The organism is Acinetobacter sp. ACIN00229 (assembly GCF_016106645.1).
GTDB lineage: Bacteria > Pseudomonadota > Gammaproteobacteria > Pseudomonadales > Moraxellaceae > Acinetobacter > Acinetobacter oleivorans.
Window position 1 is genome coordinate 189,554 of sequence record NZ_JADWOM010000006.1, and the last position, 15,002, is coordinate 204,555.

The window sequence follows — 15,002 nt, forward strand, 5'->3', positions numbered from 1 at the left end:
CCTTTTTGACACTATGAGCGTTATTTGTCTGTAGTCACTAAATTTAAGCTTACGTTATGATCAAACTCTCAACAAGAGGAATTATTATTATGAAAGCTGTGGCATATCAAAAAGCAGGTTCCATTACGTCACCAGAAGTACTCGTTGATATTGAACTCGACACTCCCGTTGCAGAAGGTCGTGATTTACTTGTTCGTATTCAAGCGATTTCAGTTAATCCGGTTGATACAAAAATTCGCAACAATGTAAATCCAGAAAATAATCAGTGGAAAACTCTTGGTTGGGATGCGGTAGGCATCGTTGAAGCGATTGGAGATCAAGTCTCGCAATTTAAAGTTGGAGATGCCGTCTGGTATGCAGGTGCACTCAATCGCCAAGGCAGTAATAGTGAGTCACAGTTGGTTGATGAACGTATTGTTGGTCATAAACCAAAAACTTTAGAAGCAACTGAAGCTGCTGCTCTTCCTTTAACTGCTATCACAGCATGGGAAATGTTATTTGATCGGTTACAAGTACCTAAAGTTGCCCCAGAAAATACATCAATATTAGTAATTGGCGGAGCTGGTGGTGTAGGCTCAATCACAATTCAACTTCTTAAACAGTTGACTAACCTAACAATTATTGCAACAGCTTCACGAGCAGAAACTAAAGAATGGGTTAAGCAACTTGGTGCTGACTATGTATTAGATCATCGAGAGCCTTTAGCAGCCCAAATCAAGCAATTAGGCTTAACTGCACCTTTATATGTATTCTCAACGACTCAAACAGATCAGCATTTATCAGATATCGTAGAGTTGATTGCACCACAAGGTCATTTTGGCTTAATTGATGATCCTGCACAGTTAGATATTAAGCCTTTTAAATCGAAGTCTGTATCGGTGCATTGGGAATTTATGTTTACACGTTCACTGTTCCAGACCGAAGATATGCAAAAACAAAGTGAACTATTAAATGAAATCAGCAAACTGGTTGACGAAGGAAAAATCAAGACGACCGTAACCGAGGTTATAAGTCCAATTAATGCTGAAAATTTAAAACGAGTTCATCAGCAAATTGAAACCGGTACAACAAAAGGGAAAATCGTATTACATGGTTTTTAAGTAAAATTGAAGATATTCCCTAATAAAATGGCAAGCATTGAACTTGCCATTTTATTAATAGTGAGGAGGTTTATTGGTTAATGGGTCAAAAGGTGCAATACCTTCCGATAAATCCGATGATTCCACACGTTGATAAAGAAATTGCATTTGTTTTTTTAAATCAGCTATTTCTTGGGTCTGAATAGCGAGTTGTTGATTTAATTCTTCAACTAAATCATCCAAAAATGTAATTCGCACTTGCAAATCTTCAATGGGTGCGGACAATGACGCTTGATCATCATGATATGGTGGTTTAGTCATTTAAATCCTCATTTGAGATTCTGGAAAACATTATGGCCTATATTACCCTAAGGGATGTCCAACTTGCTTTTGGCGGACCTGCCCTACTCGATGGCGCGAACTTTAATCTAGAACGTGGCGAACGAGTCTGTTTAATTGGGCGTAATGGTGAAGGTAAGTCTACTTTACTTAAACTGATCGAGGGAAGCCTATTACCAGATTCTGGTGAAGTTTCCATTCAAAATGGTCTAACTGTTTCAATGTTAGCCCAAGACGTTCCAATGGACTCTGGCAAAGTAGCTGACATTGTGGCTGATGGTGCAGGCGAAGCTTCTGAAGTACTCAGAGCTTATCATGAAGCAACCGACGCTTGTATGTTAGGAGATATGGAAGCCTGTGATCGCATGGGTAATCTTCAGCATAAGCTAGACCAACTAGATGGTTGGGCATTAGAAAATAAGGTAAATGCTCTTTTAAGTAAAATGGGGCTTGATCCAAATGCAGACTTAGCAGACCTTTCAGGTGGACGTAAACGCCGTGTTTTATTGGCTCGCGCTCTTTTAACACAGCCAGACGTATTACTTCTAGACGAACCAACAAACCATTTAGATGTTGAAAGTATTGAATGGTTAGAAAAGTTTTTATTAGATCAAAATAATTTAACGCTTCTATTTATTTCGCATGACCGTTCTTTTGTAGATAGCATTGCAACTCGAATTGTGGAACTCGACCGCGGTATTCTACGAGGTTATGAAGGCAATTATTCTCGCTATTTAGAGCTAAAAGCTCAGCAAATGGAAGCAGAAGAAAAACAGAATGCTTTATTTGATAAAAAGTTAGCTGAAGAAGAGGCTTGGATTCGCCAAGGTATTAAAGCACGTCGTACCCGTAATGAAGGCCGTGTTCGTGCTTTAAAAGCTTTACGTGAAGAATCGAAAGCACGCCGCTCACAACAAGGCAAAGTGAGTATGGCAACTCAAGATGCGAATCGTTCAGGTAAATTAGTATTTGATATCGAACATTTAAGTGTCGCTTACGATGATAATTTACTGATCAAAGATTTCTCTACCCTTGTCATGCGTGGTGATCGTATTGGCTTGGTAGGTGATAACGGCGTTGGTAAAACGACGTTGATTAAAGCCATTTTAGGTGAAATCGAACATGGCGGTTCAGTTAAAACAGGTACACAGTTAGAAGTTGCCTATTTTGACCAATTACGTAATGCCTTAGACCTTGAAAAAACGGTAATGGCAAACGTTTCAGAAGGCTCTGACTTCGTTGATGTAAATGGCAACCGTCGTCATATTTACAGCTACCTTCAAGACTTCTTATTTTCACCTGAACGTGCCCGTACTCCGGTAAAGGCACTTTCTGGTGGTGAACGAAATCGAATCTTACTGGCTAAATTGCTACTCAAACCGTCGAATCTAATTGTAATGGATGAGCCAACCAATGACTTGGATATGGTGACCCTTGAGCTTCTAGAAGAAATGTTGTCTGATTACAAAGGCACATTGCTACTCATTAGCCATGACCGTGCATTTATGGATAACGTAGTAACATCTACGTGGGTATTTGATGGTAAAGGCAATATTGCAGAATACATCGGTGGCTACCAAGACTATTTGCAGCAACGTCCAGATGACAAAGTAGTCGATCAAAAATCTGATGTTAAAAAAGCTCAGGCGAAAGCTGAAGCGGAAAAAGCTGCTGCCCAAAGTACCGTTAAAAAGGTCAAACTGAGTTATAAAGATCAGCGTGAACTTGAACAATTACCCGCTGAAATTGAAAACTTAGAAAAGGAACAAGCAGAACTTTCTGAGAAACTTGCAGATGGTTCATGGTTTGTTAAAGATGCAGATGCTGCGACCCAAGCAAGCCAACGCCTAGCAGAAATTGAAGAATTACTGCTTGAAAAATTGGAACGTTGGGACGTGCTTGAACAAATGAGTAAAGGAAACTAATTCATTTTACTTTCCTAAAAAGCCTCTAAAAAAAGAGCCTTCTTAAATTAAGCAGGCTCTTTTTTTTATATTGTGAATATAAGCTTTTAAAAACTTAAAGCTTATAAATCACATTCCTATCATGGATTATATCTTGGCTATTTTTAGTATTTTAAAATAGCCTTGTGCTTGAATATAGGACTTATAAAAATAATTATGTTATATCTAACAGCATAATAATATTGGAGTGTTTTGGCATGCTGGAGCTTTCTCAAATTTTAGCATTTGGACTAATTTGTTTGGCGATGGTACTCACTCCTGGTCCCAATATGATTTATCTTATTTCCCGATCAATTTGCCAAGGGAAAACCGCTGGATTTATCTCTTTAGGTGGCGTAGCTGTAGGCTTTATCTTTTATATGCTTTGCGCATCTTTTGGTATTACGGCGTTAATTGTAGCTGTTCCTTATGCTTACGACACGATTCGTATTGCTGGCGCGATTTATTTACTCTGGCTTGCATGGAAAGCCCTGCGTCCAAATGCCGCTCCTATTTTCAATGTAAAAGATTTATCAGTAGACTCCCCAGCTAAACTTTTTTTAATGGGTTTTGCGACTAACCTGCTTAATCCGAAAATTGCCATTATGTATTTATCTTTACTGCCACAGTTTATTCATCCACAACAAGGCAGTATTTTATGGCAATCAATTCAACTCGGTACGATTCAAATTTTTGTCAGCGTTTCAGTAAATGCGCTTATTGTACTTTCTGCGGGTAGCATTGCCCTTTTTCTACAACAAAAACCTCTTTGGGCAAATATACAACGCTGGCTCATGGGAACAGTATTAGCAGGACTCGCTGTTAAAATTCTTTTAGAAAATCGCCGATAACTCAAGCTTCTTATTTCATCCTCTCTTAACACTCAATTGAACAGTGTATTACGACGATAAATTCAGTTCGTGATACACTTTTGCCTGTTTTAACTTTTTGAACTCTTTATATCGTTATGAGCCAAAAGCAGCCTTATACGCCCGGTGAATTTCAATGGTCCTTTTTATTGCCTAAATATTGGGGTGTTTGGATTGCTATTGTCTTTTTAATGCTTTTGGCTATTTTACCTTGGGCCATACAATTGCGTCTGGCGCATGGCGTAGCTCATCTAGCTTGGAAATATTTAAAATCACGCCGTAAAACCACTATTCGTAATTTAGAAGTCTGCTTTCCTGAATGGTCTGCCGATAAGGTTCAACAACAAGCTCAACAAGTTTTCGTCGATATGATGCTTGGAGTATTTGAAACCTTAAATGCATGGTATAGCCCACGCTGGTTTAAAAACCGAGTCACGATTGAAGGTTTAGAGCACATTACCAATGCTCAAGCTCAAGGCAAAGGTGTTTTATTACTGGGGACTCACAGCACACTTCTTGATGCAGGCGGCTATGTTTGTGCGCAATATTTTGAACCCGATGTTGTCTATCGACCTCAAAATAACCCATTACTCGATATGCTCATTTATCGTTGCCGTGGCACAATTTATAAAGCACAAATCGACCATGATGATATGCGTGGTTTAATTCGTCACCTTAAAGATGGCGATGCAATTTGGTATAGCCCCGACCAAGACTTTGGACTTAAACAAGGTGTTATGGCACCGTTTTTCGGCGTACCTGCTGCCACAGTAACTGCACACCGCCGCTTATTAAAAATCTCAAAAGCAGTCGCCGTGCCTTTATATTTCTATCGCCATGGAGACATTGAGAACCCGAAATATCACGTTCTAATTGAACCTGCGGTCGACAATATGCCAAGTGAAGATGAAGTCGATGATGCAACACGCGTCAATAAAATTATTGAAAATCAACTTCGCATCGCACCGACTCAATATATGTGGTTCCACCGTCGATTTAAGACACGTCCTGAGGGGTATGAAGAGATCTATTAAGATAAAGCTGTGATAATTTTAAATTGATAGTAAGCACAACATTATTTATATGACTCGCGGGAACATCATCCACAACCTGCCCAAAATCAGTGAAGATACTGTTTCTGCGATATAATTTGATATACACAAGCAGTGAACAGGTTTTGTGGATGAGAATGGTTTTGCCTACTTTTGCCAAAACAAAAGTAGGTCGAACCGAAGGTTAATCTCTAAATTTCGACTTCAAAATCGTAAGATCCCGCTTTGCTACAACCTAAAGGCAAAAAACAATGAAAGTGATGCAACTTCTCCCAGAACTCAACAGCGGTGGCGTAGAACGCGGCACACTAGAAATTGCACGTGCGCTCGTTGCACAAGGCCACCAATCATTGGTTGTTTCAAATGGTGGCCGTTTGGTCTCACAGCTCGAAGCTGAAGGCTCTACTCACTTAACGCTACCCATTCATAAAAAATCACTTTCAAGCTTGTGGCAAATCCGCCCATTACGCCAGCTGATTGAACAGCATCAACCAGATATTGTTCATGTACGTTCACGTGTACCTGCTTGGCTGACTCACTTTGCTTTAAGAAAAATACCTGCGAACAAACGCCCTCACCTCATTAGCACGGTGCATGGCTTTTATTCAGTCAATCGTTATAGTGCAATTATGACGCAGGCCGAAAAAGTGATTGCTGTTTCAGACAGTGTAATTAAATACATCACTGACCATTATAAAAACTGCCCTCACCAAGATATTGTTCGGATTTATCGAGGAATTGACCCAGCCGCGTTTCCACATAATTATCAACCATCAGCACAGTGGTTTAATCAAGTTTTTAATGACTTTCCTGAACTCGAAAATAAGTTTTTGCTTTGCTTACCTGGGCGTATTACACGTTTAAAAGGACATGAAAGTTTAATTGAATTGATGCAAAAACTAGGTGAACAATATCCTCAGCTACATGCTGTGGTTGTTGGTGGTGCCGATGCAAAAAAACAGGCCTATTTAAGTGAGTTGCAGAGTACCATTCAAAGTAAAGGACTCGCAGATAAAATTACCTTTGTAGGTCATCGCTCAGATATTCGCGAATGGCTCGCTTTTAGCGATATTGTGCTCTCTCTATCCAATCAGGCAGAAACATTCGGTAGAACAGCATTAGAAGCGCTTTCAGTCGGTACTCCAGTCATTGGCTGGAACCGTGGAGGCGTGGCCGAGATTTTATCGAATGTCTATCCACAAGGTCTTGTTGAAGTAGGAAATGAAAAGGCTTTACTGGAAACAGTGGAACAGCATATTGAACAACCTCAGGTCGTTGCCCCTGTTACCATGTTTAGCTTGAAAGACATGTGTGATCAGACACTGGCGTTATATGAATCTGTACTGAAATAACCTCATAAAAAAACCCGCGATCAACGCGGGTTTTTATTACAACAATTAAAAGTCAGCTTTATTTAAGCGATGCTTCATAAGCTGCTGCTTTTTCATAGTCGTATTGTTTTTCCCATTTACTAATCACAAGTACTGCAAGTGCATTACCTACAACGTTCAATGCGGTACGTGCCATATCCATGATACGGTCAACACCAGCAATAAATGCCAAGCCTTCTACAGGAATACCAACACTACCTAATGTTGCTAATAACACAACAAACGATACGCCAGGAACACCCGCAATACCTTTAGAAGTAATCATTAAAGTTACAACTAAAATGACCTGTTGGCTAATTGACATTTCAATACCGTAAAGCTGTGCAATAAAGATTGCCGCGATACTTTGGTAAAGCGTAGAACCGTCAAGGTTAAATGAATAACCTGTTGGGATTACAAAACTAGAAATTGCTTTAGGCGCGCCATAAGCTTCCATCTTTTGCATAATACGCGGTAAAACTGTTTCAGAGCTTGCAGTTGAATATGCCAAAATTAATTCATCTTTCAAAATCTTAAACAAAGTAAAGATATTGATGCTGAACATTTTTGCAGTTAAACCAAGTACCACCAAAGCAAAGAATAAGATCGCGCCATATACCAACACGACTAACTTGCCTAAAGGGATAAGCGAAGCGAAACCGAAGTTTGCAACCGTTACTGCAATCAAACCAAACACACCCACTGGTGCATATTTCATGATGATATGCGTTACACGGAACATTGTTTCCGATACAGCATGAAATACGTTTAATAATGGATCTTTAGTTGTTGCTGGTAATGAAGACAAACCAATACCAAATAACACAGCAAAGAAAATCACAGGTAACATTTCGCCATGCGCCATTGAACTAATAATGTTCGTTGGGATAAGCGATAATATTGTCTGCATGATGCCATGAGACTGTGACTGAACTTCTTCAGTTGTATGCTTATATTGAGAAATATCAGTTTGAACCAGTTGAGACATATCAATGCCTGAACCTGGATGGAAGATATTCGCTGCAACTAAGCCCACCAAAATAGCAATAGTGGTAATAATTTCAAAATAGAGAATGGTTTTAAAACCAAGTCGCCCTAAACTTTTCGTACTGCCAACACCTGCAATACCTAAAATTAAGGTAGAGAAAACGATTGGAATAACAATCATTTTAATCAGGCTAATGAAAATCTTACCAAGTGGCGTAAGAACATTAGTTACAATACTGTCTTTGATTTCAGGCTGGTTATGTAAAACAGCCCCGACAACTATCCCTAGGATTAAAGCAATTAAAATTTGCCAAGCAAGGCTAAATTTAAAATTCTTCATAAGACAATCCTTATGCACCGCAAAGTATCAAATATGAGAGGGAGAAGACCACTAACTAAGAGTGAAACCTCAATATGTACAGTAATTTCCAAACAGAAATTTAAATGCACAAACAAATCACAACTCGCCGATCTGACGAGATAAACAACAATGCCTGTTGACGATCCAACATGTCAACGATCGGCACATTCTATTGAGATTTGCTAATTAAACAACCCCAATTTATCTCTAAACAGATGAAAACCCATATTTATTCATCAATAATCTATAAAAACAGAAACTTATCTGAAAAAAAAATTGTATCTATTTTCACTGAAAATTACTCAGATATAGACGAGCACTTATGGGCGCTTACCTATAATTAGATAGATTTTAAAATTAAGATTAGCTTAAAAATATTTCTTTTTTTACGATAAATTAAATATGGTATATATAAAATATTAACCCGAGTTCTGCGTCCTGCAAAACTCGGGTAAATGAGGTTGTGCTTTCAGGTTAATCGTTATTTTTATCGTTTCCGTTCCAACATCTAATCCGTGATGCTATTCCATATCAGCTTTGTGTATCCTTACGTGGGATCGTCCATTCCCGTTTCCGTGTGCCGATGAATGTAGAATAAGGTTTTTATCCCCCCCTGCCTATTCGCCCTAGACTCAAATCTCTGTACGATATTGCTTACATCAATTTTTATATTCTTTTTATTTATAAGGCTGTGCAATTTTATCAGTCACAATTTTTTCTTCTTTTTCAGCCTTTGCAATCCCTTCTTGTATGGCGCTTTGAGCCTCTTCTTCATCGGTTTGAGTTTGTTCTAATTCCTCTTGAATATGTTCAAATATTCGGCCAGTCTGCAAAACAACATATACAGGAAAATGATCAGATCCAATATGTGGTAAACGCTGCATTTTAACTAAACCAAAATCAGTACTATGAAAAATATGATCTAAAGACCAACGTAGCAATGGGTAATCTGCATGAAACGTATTAATAAAATGTCGCCCAACTCGTGGGTCAAGTAACCCACTAATCCGCTGGAACAACCGCGTAGTTCGTGACCACGCTACATCGTTTAAATCTCCCATCACAATACAGCTTTCATCTAAGTCTTTAATCTGGTCGCCAACAATTAAAAGCTCTGCATCACGTAAAGTCGAATCTTTCGCCTCGGTTGGACTCGGTGGCTTCGGATGTAAACAATAGAGTTGAACTGGCATACCAGATCGTAAGGTCACAGTAGTATGAATAGAAGGAATTTCATCACTTAAAATAAATTTAACTTCAGTATTCGATATAGGTAATCGACTATATAAATGCATGCCGTATAAATTATCTAAAGGCACGGGAACGCGATAAGGATAATCTTCTTCAATTTCTTTTAAAGCATTTTCCCAAGTCTTATCACTTTCCAATGTAAGCAACAAATCTGGTTTTAATGTCCTGATCTGCTCAACAAGTAAATAATATTTATCATTTGGGGTTAGAACATTCGATACAATTAAGGAAATCTGCTTTTGTGGGTCTAACTGGGATGATTTGACCTGTTTAACCTGTTTTTTCCAGAGCAAGGTATAAGGCAAAACCATTTTAAGCTGATAGGCGATGGCCGCCATAAGCACAGCAAGCACTATTTCACGCCATAGATTCCATTCGCCAGGCCAAAACAGCATACCAACAAAGGCTAATAGACCAACAAATAGAATCTGCAAGCGAGGAAAATCGGCGCCACGAAACCACCACTCATCACGAGGAATAAGTGACCAGAAACTTAACCAAATCACCAGACCAGCTAGAACTTCGACATAAATCATTGAATTTTCTCTTTTAAGATGATTTGGTTTTTAAATTTTTTGTCATCTTTATCAATTTTGTATGTAACATAAACAAGATATTCTACTCAATAAACATGGTGTTTTGTTTCTGTAACGCTTGCAGTTGTGGACACTTTTGATACACTCAACTCCCCCTAACAATTTTAACGCACCGAGGCAAAATGACATGAAAGTAGGTCTGGTCGGTTGGCGCGGGATGGTCGGTTCCGTCCTTATGCAACGTATGGTTGAAGAGAATGATTTTGCTCATATTGAGCCATTTTATTTCTCTACCAGTAATGCAGGTGGTGAAGCTCCTTCATTTGGTGGTAAGACTGCCCCAGCACTTATGGAAGCTACAGACATTAATAGTCTGAAGCAAATGGATGTCATTATTACCTGTCAAGGTGGTGACTATACGTCTGAAGTTTTCCCACAGTTAAAAGCAACTGGTTGGGATGGCTACTGGATTGATGCAGCCTCTACTTTACGTATGTCAGATGATGCGATCATCGTTCTTGACCCAGTAAACCTTAACGTTATTAAAGACGGCTTGGTTAACGGCACCAAAACTTTCGTAGGTGGTAACTGTACAGTATCGCTTATGTTGATGGGTGTAGGTTCACTTTTCCAAAACAATTTGGTGGAGTGGATGACTGCTATGACTTATCAAGCAGCATCAGGCGCTGGCGCACAAAACATGCGTGAGCTAATTACTGGTATGGGCTACTTATATAACAATACCAAAACATTGTTAGATGATCCTAAATCTGCAATTTTGGATATTGATCGTCAAGTTGCTGAGTTACAACGTGGCGAAGGTTTCCCATCTGCTAACTTTGGCGTGCCATTAGCTGGATCGTTGATTCCTTATATTGATAAACAGCTCGAAAGCGGTCAGTCAAAAGAAGAGTGGAAAGGTCAGGTTGAAACCAACAAGATCTTGGGTAATTCACAAATTGTTCCAATCGATGGCCACTGTGTCCGTATTGGCGCGATGCGTTGTCACTCTCAGGCACTGACAATCAAGTTGAAAAAAGATGTTCCGCTTGATGAAATCGAAGATATGATTCGTACTTCAAACCAATGGGCGAAAGTTGTACCAAACACTCGTGAAGCGTCTATGACTGACCTTACACCTGTGGCTGTAACTGGTACCTTAACTGTACCTGTTGGCCGTTTGCGCAAACTTAATATGGGTAAAGAATATTTAGGCGCATTCACAGTAGGTGATCAGTTACTTTGGGGTGCTGCTGAACCTTTACGCCGTATGTTACGTATCTTAGTAGAATACAAGAGCTCATAATTTGGTCTGAATTATTCAGTCAAAACGAAAAGCCGATCACATTAGATCGGCTTTTTCGTAACTGGTTTGTAAAAATTTTACAATTTATTTACATTTCATTATTGTATAATTTTGAACGACTTTACGACTTATTAGGTCATGGATTGAGATGACTGTTTATAACAAATTAAAAATTGCCATTTTCACCATTATGTCTTCGCCTTCTCTTTATGCGATTACATTAGACCCTATACAAATTCAGTCTGCGCCCGGAGATTTGTTATATGCAGAAATGAATTTCCAACAAGCTGACCCCAACGCTACATTACAAGTGAGTTTAGCGACTCCTGAAGATTTAAGCGCTTTGGGTGTAACTCATCAGCCTCCGGGAAATCTTAATTTTTATACACGCCAAAATGGACAAGGTTCTGGGGTTATTGTGATTACCTCGTCCCGACCTGTTAATGATCCTGAACTTAATATTGTTGTGAAAATCAGTGAAGGCTCTGCAACGCGTTTACAGCATATTAAAACTGTAATTAAACCTTCTCCGATAAAAAAGACTGAAAATAACGAAAGTACTTTATCTCCTCAGTTTGTTGTTAATGAGAAGGATATTGCATTAAATCTGCCAGAAAGTACCCAATATGTTTCATCAACTTCGACCCCAACTACAACAAACTCTAATAGTGAACAAAACCTTAATATCAGCTCTGGCACTGCCTCTGCATTAAATACGAATTTAACTCCCTCACTTAGTGAAAACGCTTCAGCTCTAGCAACTCAACAAGTTGTAACAGGTACGGCGCCCGATCAGGCACAAACCAAACCTACTATCACTAAGTCAAATGCCCATACTTCGCCAAAGACAACAGTTAAAAATTTAGCAGGACAAAAGAAGACTACTCCATCCAAAAATCTCAATCAAAATACTGCAAAGAAACAAACCCTAAGTCCATCTAAAGGACCAGTAACTTCAGGTAAATATGTAGTACAACATAATGAGTCTTTATGGAGTATTGCTAATCGTATTGCTGCGAAAACCAAACAGCCAGTTGCAAAGGTCATGCATGATATCCAAAAACAAAACCAGCATGCTTTTATTCAAGGTGATGTAAACCGTTTACGTCAGGGAATTTCTCTAAAACTCACACACCCTCCTGTCGCTAAAACTCAGCAAAATAAATCAAAAACTGAAATAACGCATACTGCAAAATCATCTTCTGGCCAAGCTAAATACCGATTGCAACAAGCAGAAATGAGTATCGTGGCTGAAAACAGTCAAAATTCTACACATGGAAGTGCTAAAAAGAGCACACAACAAAGTCAAAACAATACTGAGTTAGCAGTAAAAGTTATGACAAAAAGAGAAAAAAACGTTACATTACAAAGGAGTGTAACCAAACTAAATCAAACTTTACGTTTAAAAGACCAGCGTATTCAACTTTTGAATGCACGTTTGGCAGAGTTACAACAGCAGTTAAAAGCACAGCAACAAACTCACAAACAAAAACATTAAGTTAAAACTGGAGTTAGCTCGCTTTATATTGCAAATATTTATTTTTTAAGGGGAAAGTAATGTTATATGTGATTCCGTTCATCATATTACTCGTGGTCGCTGTTATTTTTAAAAAACGCGAGAATAGCCAGAAACAAGAGGCCACTTCTCCTAAAACGGTAAACAAAAAAACCAATAAAAAAGCGAACTCTAAATCGAGTAAAAGCTCGCGTGAAAAAAGCAAAGTAAATGTAGTAGAAGATACTCTTCCACCTGTTCCACAAAGCACTCCTGTTCCAGAGGCTGTACATCAAAAAATTCAACAGCTCATTCAAGAAAAGCAATATTCAGCTGCTGAAGCTCAAGTCAATCAGGCGTTAAAAAAAGACAATACTCAGCATGCGCTTTATTTATTGTTACTTGAAGTTCATATTGCACAAAAAGATGAGTTTGCTATAACACAACTGATTAGCCATATTCGTAGCTTGGCATTAAATGAAATAGTGACTCAAGCAGAAGCTCGACAAAAAGAATATGAGACATTACGAAAAACAGAACATGAGTCATCTAGCCAATCTGATACCATCGATTTTCCTCAAGCTCAAACATATGAAGAACCAAAAAATGCACCAGACACTACAGCTCAGTTTGATCAGTTAACAACAAGTTCTTCTGAAGCTTCTTTTGATGACTTGCAGAAAGACTATACACCGGTAAAACAAGAACCTGCTGTTGAAGTTAAACTTTTAGAATTTAACTTTTCACTCGAAAAAACTACTGCTACCGAAACTACCAGCCAACCTGTACATGAACCAGAAGTATCAACATCTGAGCAAGTACCAGAAGTATCGTCATCTCAAGAAAAAAATGAGCTAGCTGATTTAGAGTTTTCTTTTGACTTGGCACCTCTGCATGAAACTGAGGAAAAAGCTCAAGCAGTAGAGGTAAAAGCAGCTCAAGAAAATAGCGTCAATGCATTAGATTTTAACCTTGACTTAAATCCTTCAAGTTCAGAGACAAAATCTGTTGAACAAGCTCCATCATTAGATGAACTTACACTCGTAGAACAAGCGCCATTAGAAGCAACTTCAATCGCCTCTCTTGAGTTTTCGATAGATGAGCCAGTGCTAGTTACAGCACCAGAGATTGAAACTCAAAACCATATAAAGGCAGTCAATGAAGAGGCAACTCAAACTCAAATAGAGGATTCACTTCTAGACGCATTTCCAGAATTAAAACAGTTAGATGAAAATGAGCTCGACTTACAACTTGCAGAACAATACATCAAATTAGGTGCTTACCCAGCAGCACATGCCTTGTTGGCAAGTAATGAGCAAAAATTCAACACAGAGCAACAACAACGCGCGAAAAATCTACTAAATCGCATAGCTTCTTAAGGCCGATCGTTTTACCATAAGCAGTCAAAGATGACTGCTTTTGTGCCTGAAAAAGATGAAAAAAATTGCCTTATTTTATATGGGTGGTACTTTTGGCTGTGTAGGTGAACCTTTAGCGCCTATGCCATATGACCAATTCTTGCCTCAACTTGAAAAAGTTATACCACCCCACTTAACAGTTGACTGTTTTGCTGCCCCAAATATTGTAGATAGCAGCGCTTGTACAGCGCCCGATTGGCTAAGTCTTATTCAACGTATACAACAGCTCCAACTCGAAGGTTATCAGCACTTCGTCGTTATTCATGGTACAGATACTCTTAGTTATGGTGCTGCAACCCTAGCCCGTTTTTTAGGCCAAAGCTGTCATATTGTGATTACTGGTAGCCAATACCCATTACTCAATGTTCAAGGTGATAATACTCGTGAATTTACTGATGCAATTGAGAACTTATATCTTGCATTAGAACAAGTAATTGCCCTACCTGTAGGTGCATATCTTGCATTCCATCATCAAGTATTCCATGCACAAACTGCATTAAAAACGCATACGACTGAACTCGATGCATTTTCAGGTTTAAGTAGTGAAGTTGAGTTTACGCCTCAGCAAAATGAATTGATCGTACAAGATGCTCAAATTGAAAAAGCGGCTTCATTCCAGATTTTGAACTGGATGATGCAACCGATTGCAACACAGCACTTGGTACAGCAATTACGTCACTTACTTCCTGCCCCACCACACTTCTTGGTGTTACAAGGCTTTGGTACAGGCAATATTGCAGTAAACCCTGAATTATTGGCAACCTTAGATGAACTGTATACTCATGGTTGTGTTCCGATTCTCACGACACAGGTGACGTTTGGTGGTATTGATCAACGTTATGCGATTAGTGCTTGGGCCAAAACTGCAAAAATTGTCATTAGTGATGCGCATAGTCATGCAGATCTTTATGCAAAAGCACTTCAAATCTATTTAAAATACCCAACCCCAGAACAATGGTTCAGCCATTGGAACGAAAATTTGCATTAAATAGAGGT

The 15,002-nt window shown here is 38.9% G+C and carries 12 protein-coding genes; 9 read left to right on the plus strand and 3 right to left on the minus strand.

Features of this window, described 5'->3' with window-relative positions; translation table 11 throughout:
• Positions 1 to 89: 89 nt before the first annotated feature.
• Positions 90 to 1,100, plus strand: a complete 1,011-nt coding sequence (locus I7H67_RS07655) for a zinc-binding alcohol dehydrogenase family protein (RefSeq protein WP_198307501.1) — start codon at positions 90 to 92, stop codon at positions 1,098 to 1,100.
• A 54-nt stretch (positions 1,101 to 1,154) separates the two neighbouring features.
• Here the strand turns inward: I7H67_RS07655 and I7H67_RS07660 are convergent, their stop codons facing one another.
• On the minus strand, positions 1,155 to 1,400 hold the full coding sequence (locus tag I7H67_RS07660; protein ID WP_005302092.1) for a SlyX family protein: 246 nt from the start codon (positions 1,398 to 1,400) through the stop codon (positions 1,155 to 1,157).
• 32 nt (positions 1,401 to 1,432) lie between these two features.
• Between I7H67_RS07660 and I7H67_RS07665 the strand changes: the two genes are divergently transcribed.
• The 4 genes from I7H67_RS07665 (at position 1,433) to I7H67_RS07680 (ending at position 6,634) form a co-directional block, all read left to right on the plus strand.
• Positions 1,433 to 3,343 (plus strand): ATP-binding cassette domain-containing protein, encoded by a 1,911-nt coding sequence (locus I7H67_RS07665; protein ID WP_111855546.1) that lies wholly within the window; start codon positions 1,433 to 1,435, stop codon positions 3,341 to 3,343.
• 236 nt (positions 3,344 to 3,579) lie between these two features.
• Positions 3,580 to 4,212 (plus strand): LysE family translocator, encoded by a 633-nt coding sequence (locus tag I7H67_RS07670; protein ID WP_004794830.1) that lies wholly within the window; start codon positions 3,580 to 3,582, stop codon positions 4,210 to 4,212.
• 116 nt (positions 4,213 to 4,328) lie between these two features.
• Positions 4,329 to 5,264: an LpxL/LpxP family Kdo(2)-lipid IV(A) lauroyl/palmitoleoyl acyltransferase gene (lpxL, locus tag I7H67_RS07675; RefSeq protein ID WP_198307502.1), complete on the plus strand. Its 936-nt coding sequence runs from the start codon at positions 4,329 to 4,331 to the stop codon at positions 5,262 to 5,264.
• A 269-nt stretch (positions 5,265 to 5,533) separates the two neighbouring features.
• Positions 5,534 to 6,634, plus strand: coding sequence for a glycosyltransferase family 4 protein (locus I7H67_RS07680; RefSeq protein ID WP_198307503.1), 1,101 nt, complete (start codon positions 5,534 to 5,536; stop codon positions 6,632 to 6,634).
• 58 nt (positions 6,635 to 6,692) lie between these two features.
• Here the strand turns inward: I7H67_RS07680 and gltP are convergent, their stop codons facing one another.
• Both gltP and I7H67_RS07690 read right to left on the minus strand, forming a co-directional pair.
• Positions 6,693 to 7,979, minus strand: a complete 1,287-nt coding sequence (gltP, locus tag I7H67_RS07685; protein ID WP_004794835.1) for a glutamate/aspartate:proton symporter GltP — start codon at positions 7,977 to 7,979, stop codon at positions 6,693 to 6,695.
• A gap of 698 nt (positions 7,980 to 8,677) precedes the next feature.
• On the minus strand, positions 8,678 to 9,787 hold the full coding sequence (locus I7H67_RS07690) for an endonuclease/exonuclease/phosphatase family protein (protein ID WP_198307504.1): 1,110 nt from the start codon (positions 9,785 to 9,787) through the stop codon (positions 8,678 to 8,680).
• Between the two features lie 187 nt (positions 9,788 to 9,974).
• Here I7H67_RS07690 and asd point away from each other — a divergent pair, with 187 nt between their 5' ends.
• From asd to I7H67_RS07710, 4 genes are all read left to right on the plus strand, one after another.
• On the plus strand, positions 9,975 to 11,093 hold the full coding sequence (gene asd / locus I7H67_RS07695) for an aspartate-semialdehyde dehydrogenase (RefSeq protein WP_004794839.1): 1,119 nt from the start codon (positions 9,975 to 9,977) through the stop codon (positions 11,091 to 11,093).
• Positions 11,094 to 11,241: 148 nt separating this feature from the next.
• Positions 11,242 to 12,591, plus strand: a complete 1,350-nt coding sequence (locus tag I7H67_RS07700; protein ID WP_198307505.1) for a FimV family protein — start codon at positions 11,242 to 11,244, stop codon at positions 12,589 to 12,591.
• A 59-nt stretch (positions 12,592 to 12,650) separates the two neighbouring features.
• Entirely contained in the window at positions 12,651 to 13,967 is a 1,317-nt protein-coding gene (locus I7H67_RS07705; RefSeq protein WP_198307506.1) for a hypothetical protein, read from the plus strand.
• A gap of 55 nt (positions 13,968 to 14,022) precedes the next feature.
• The gene (locus tag I7H67_RS07710) at positions 14,023 to 14,994 is read left to right on the plus strand and encodes an asparaginase (protein WP_198307507.1); all 972 of its coding nucleotides are present in this window, start codon (positions 14,023 to 14,025) and stop codon (positions 14,992 to 14,994) included.
• Positions 14,995 to 15,002: the final 8 nt, after the last annotated feature.

Coding starts and splice junctions, on each gene's coding strand:
- I7H67_RS07655 (WP_198307501.1), top strand. CDS start 90: ATGAAAGCTGTGGCATATCAAAAAGCAGGTTCCATTACGTCACCAGAA.
- I7H67_RS07660 (WP_005302092.1), bottom strand. CDS start 1,400: ATGACTAAACCACCATATCATGATGATCAAGCGTCATTGTCCGCACCC.
- I7H67_RS07665 (WP_111855546.1), top strand. CDS start 1,433: ATGGCCTATATTACCCTAAGGGATGTCCAACTTGCTTTTGGCGGACCT.
- I7H67_RS07670 (WP_004794830.1), top strand. CDS start 3,580: ATGCTGGAGCTTTCTCAAATTTTAGCATTTGGACTAATTTGTTTGGCG.
- lpxL (WP_198307502.1), top strand. CDS start 4,329: ATGAGCCAAAAGCAGCCTTATACGCCCGGTGAATTTCAATGGTCCTTT.
- I7H67_RS07680 (WP_198307503.1), top strand. CDS start 5,534: ATGAAAGTGATGCAACTTCTCCCAGAACTCAACAGCGGTGGCGTAGAA.
- gltP (WP_004794835.1), bottom strand. CDS start 7,979: ATGAAGAATTTTAAATTTAGCCTTGCTTGGCAAATTTTAATTGCTTTA.
- I7H67_RS07690 (WP_198307504.1), bottom strand. CDS start 9,787: ATGATTTATGTCGAAGTTCTAGCTGGTCTGGTGATTTGGTTAAGTTTC.
- asd (WP_004794839.1), top strand. CDS start 9,975: ATGAAAGTAGGTCTGGTCGGTTGGCGCGGGATGGTCGGTTCCGTCCTT.
- I7H67_RS07700 (WP_198307505.1), top strand. CDS start 11,242: ATGACTGTTTATAACAAATTAAAAATTGCCATTTTCACCATTATGTCT.
- I7H67_RS07705 (WP_198307506.1), top strand. CDS start 12,651: ATGTTATATGTGATTCCGTTCATCATATTACTCGTGGTCGCTGTTATT.
- I7H67_RS07710 (WP_198307507.1), top strand. CDS start 14,023: ATGAAAAAAATTGCCTTATTTTATATGGGTGGTACTTTTGGCTGTGTA.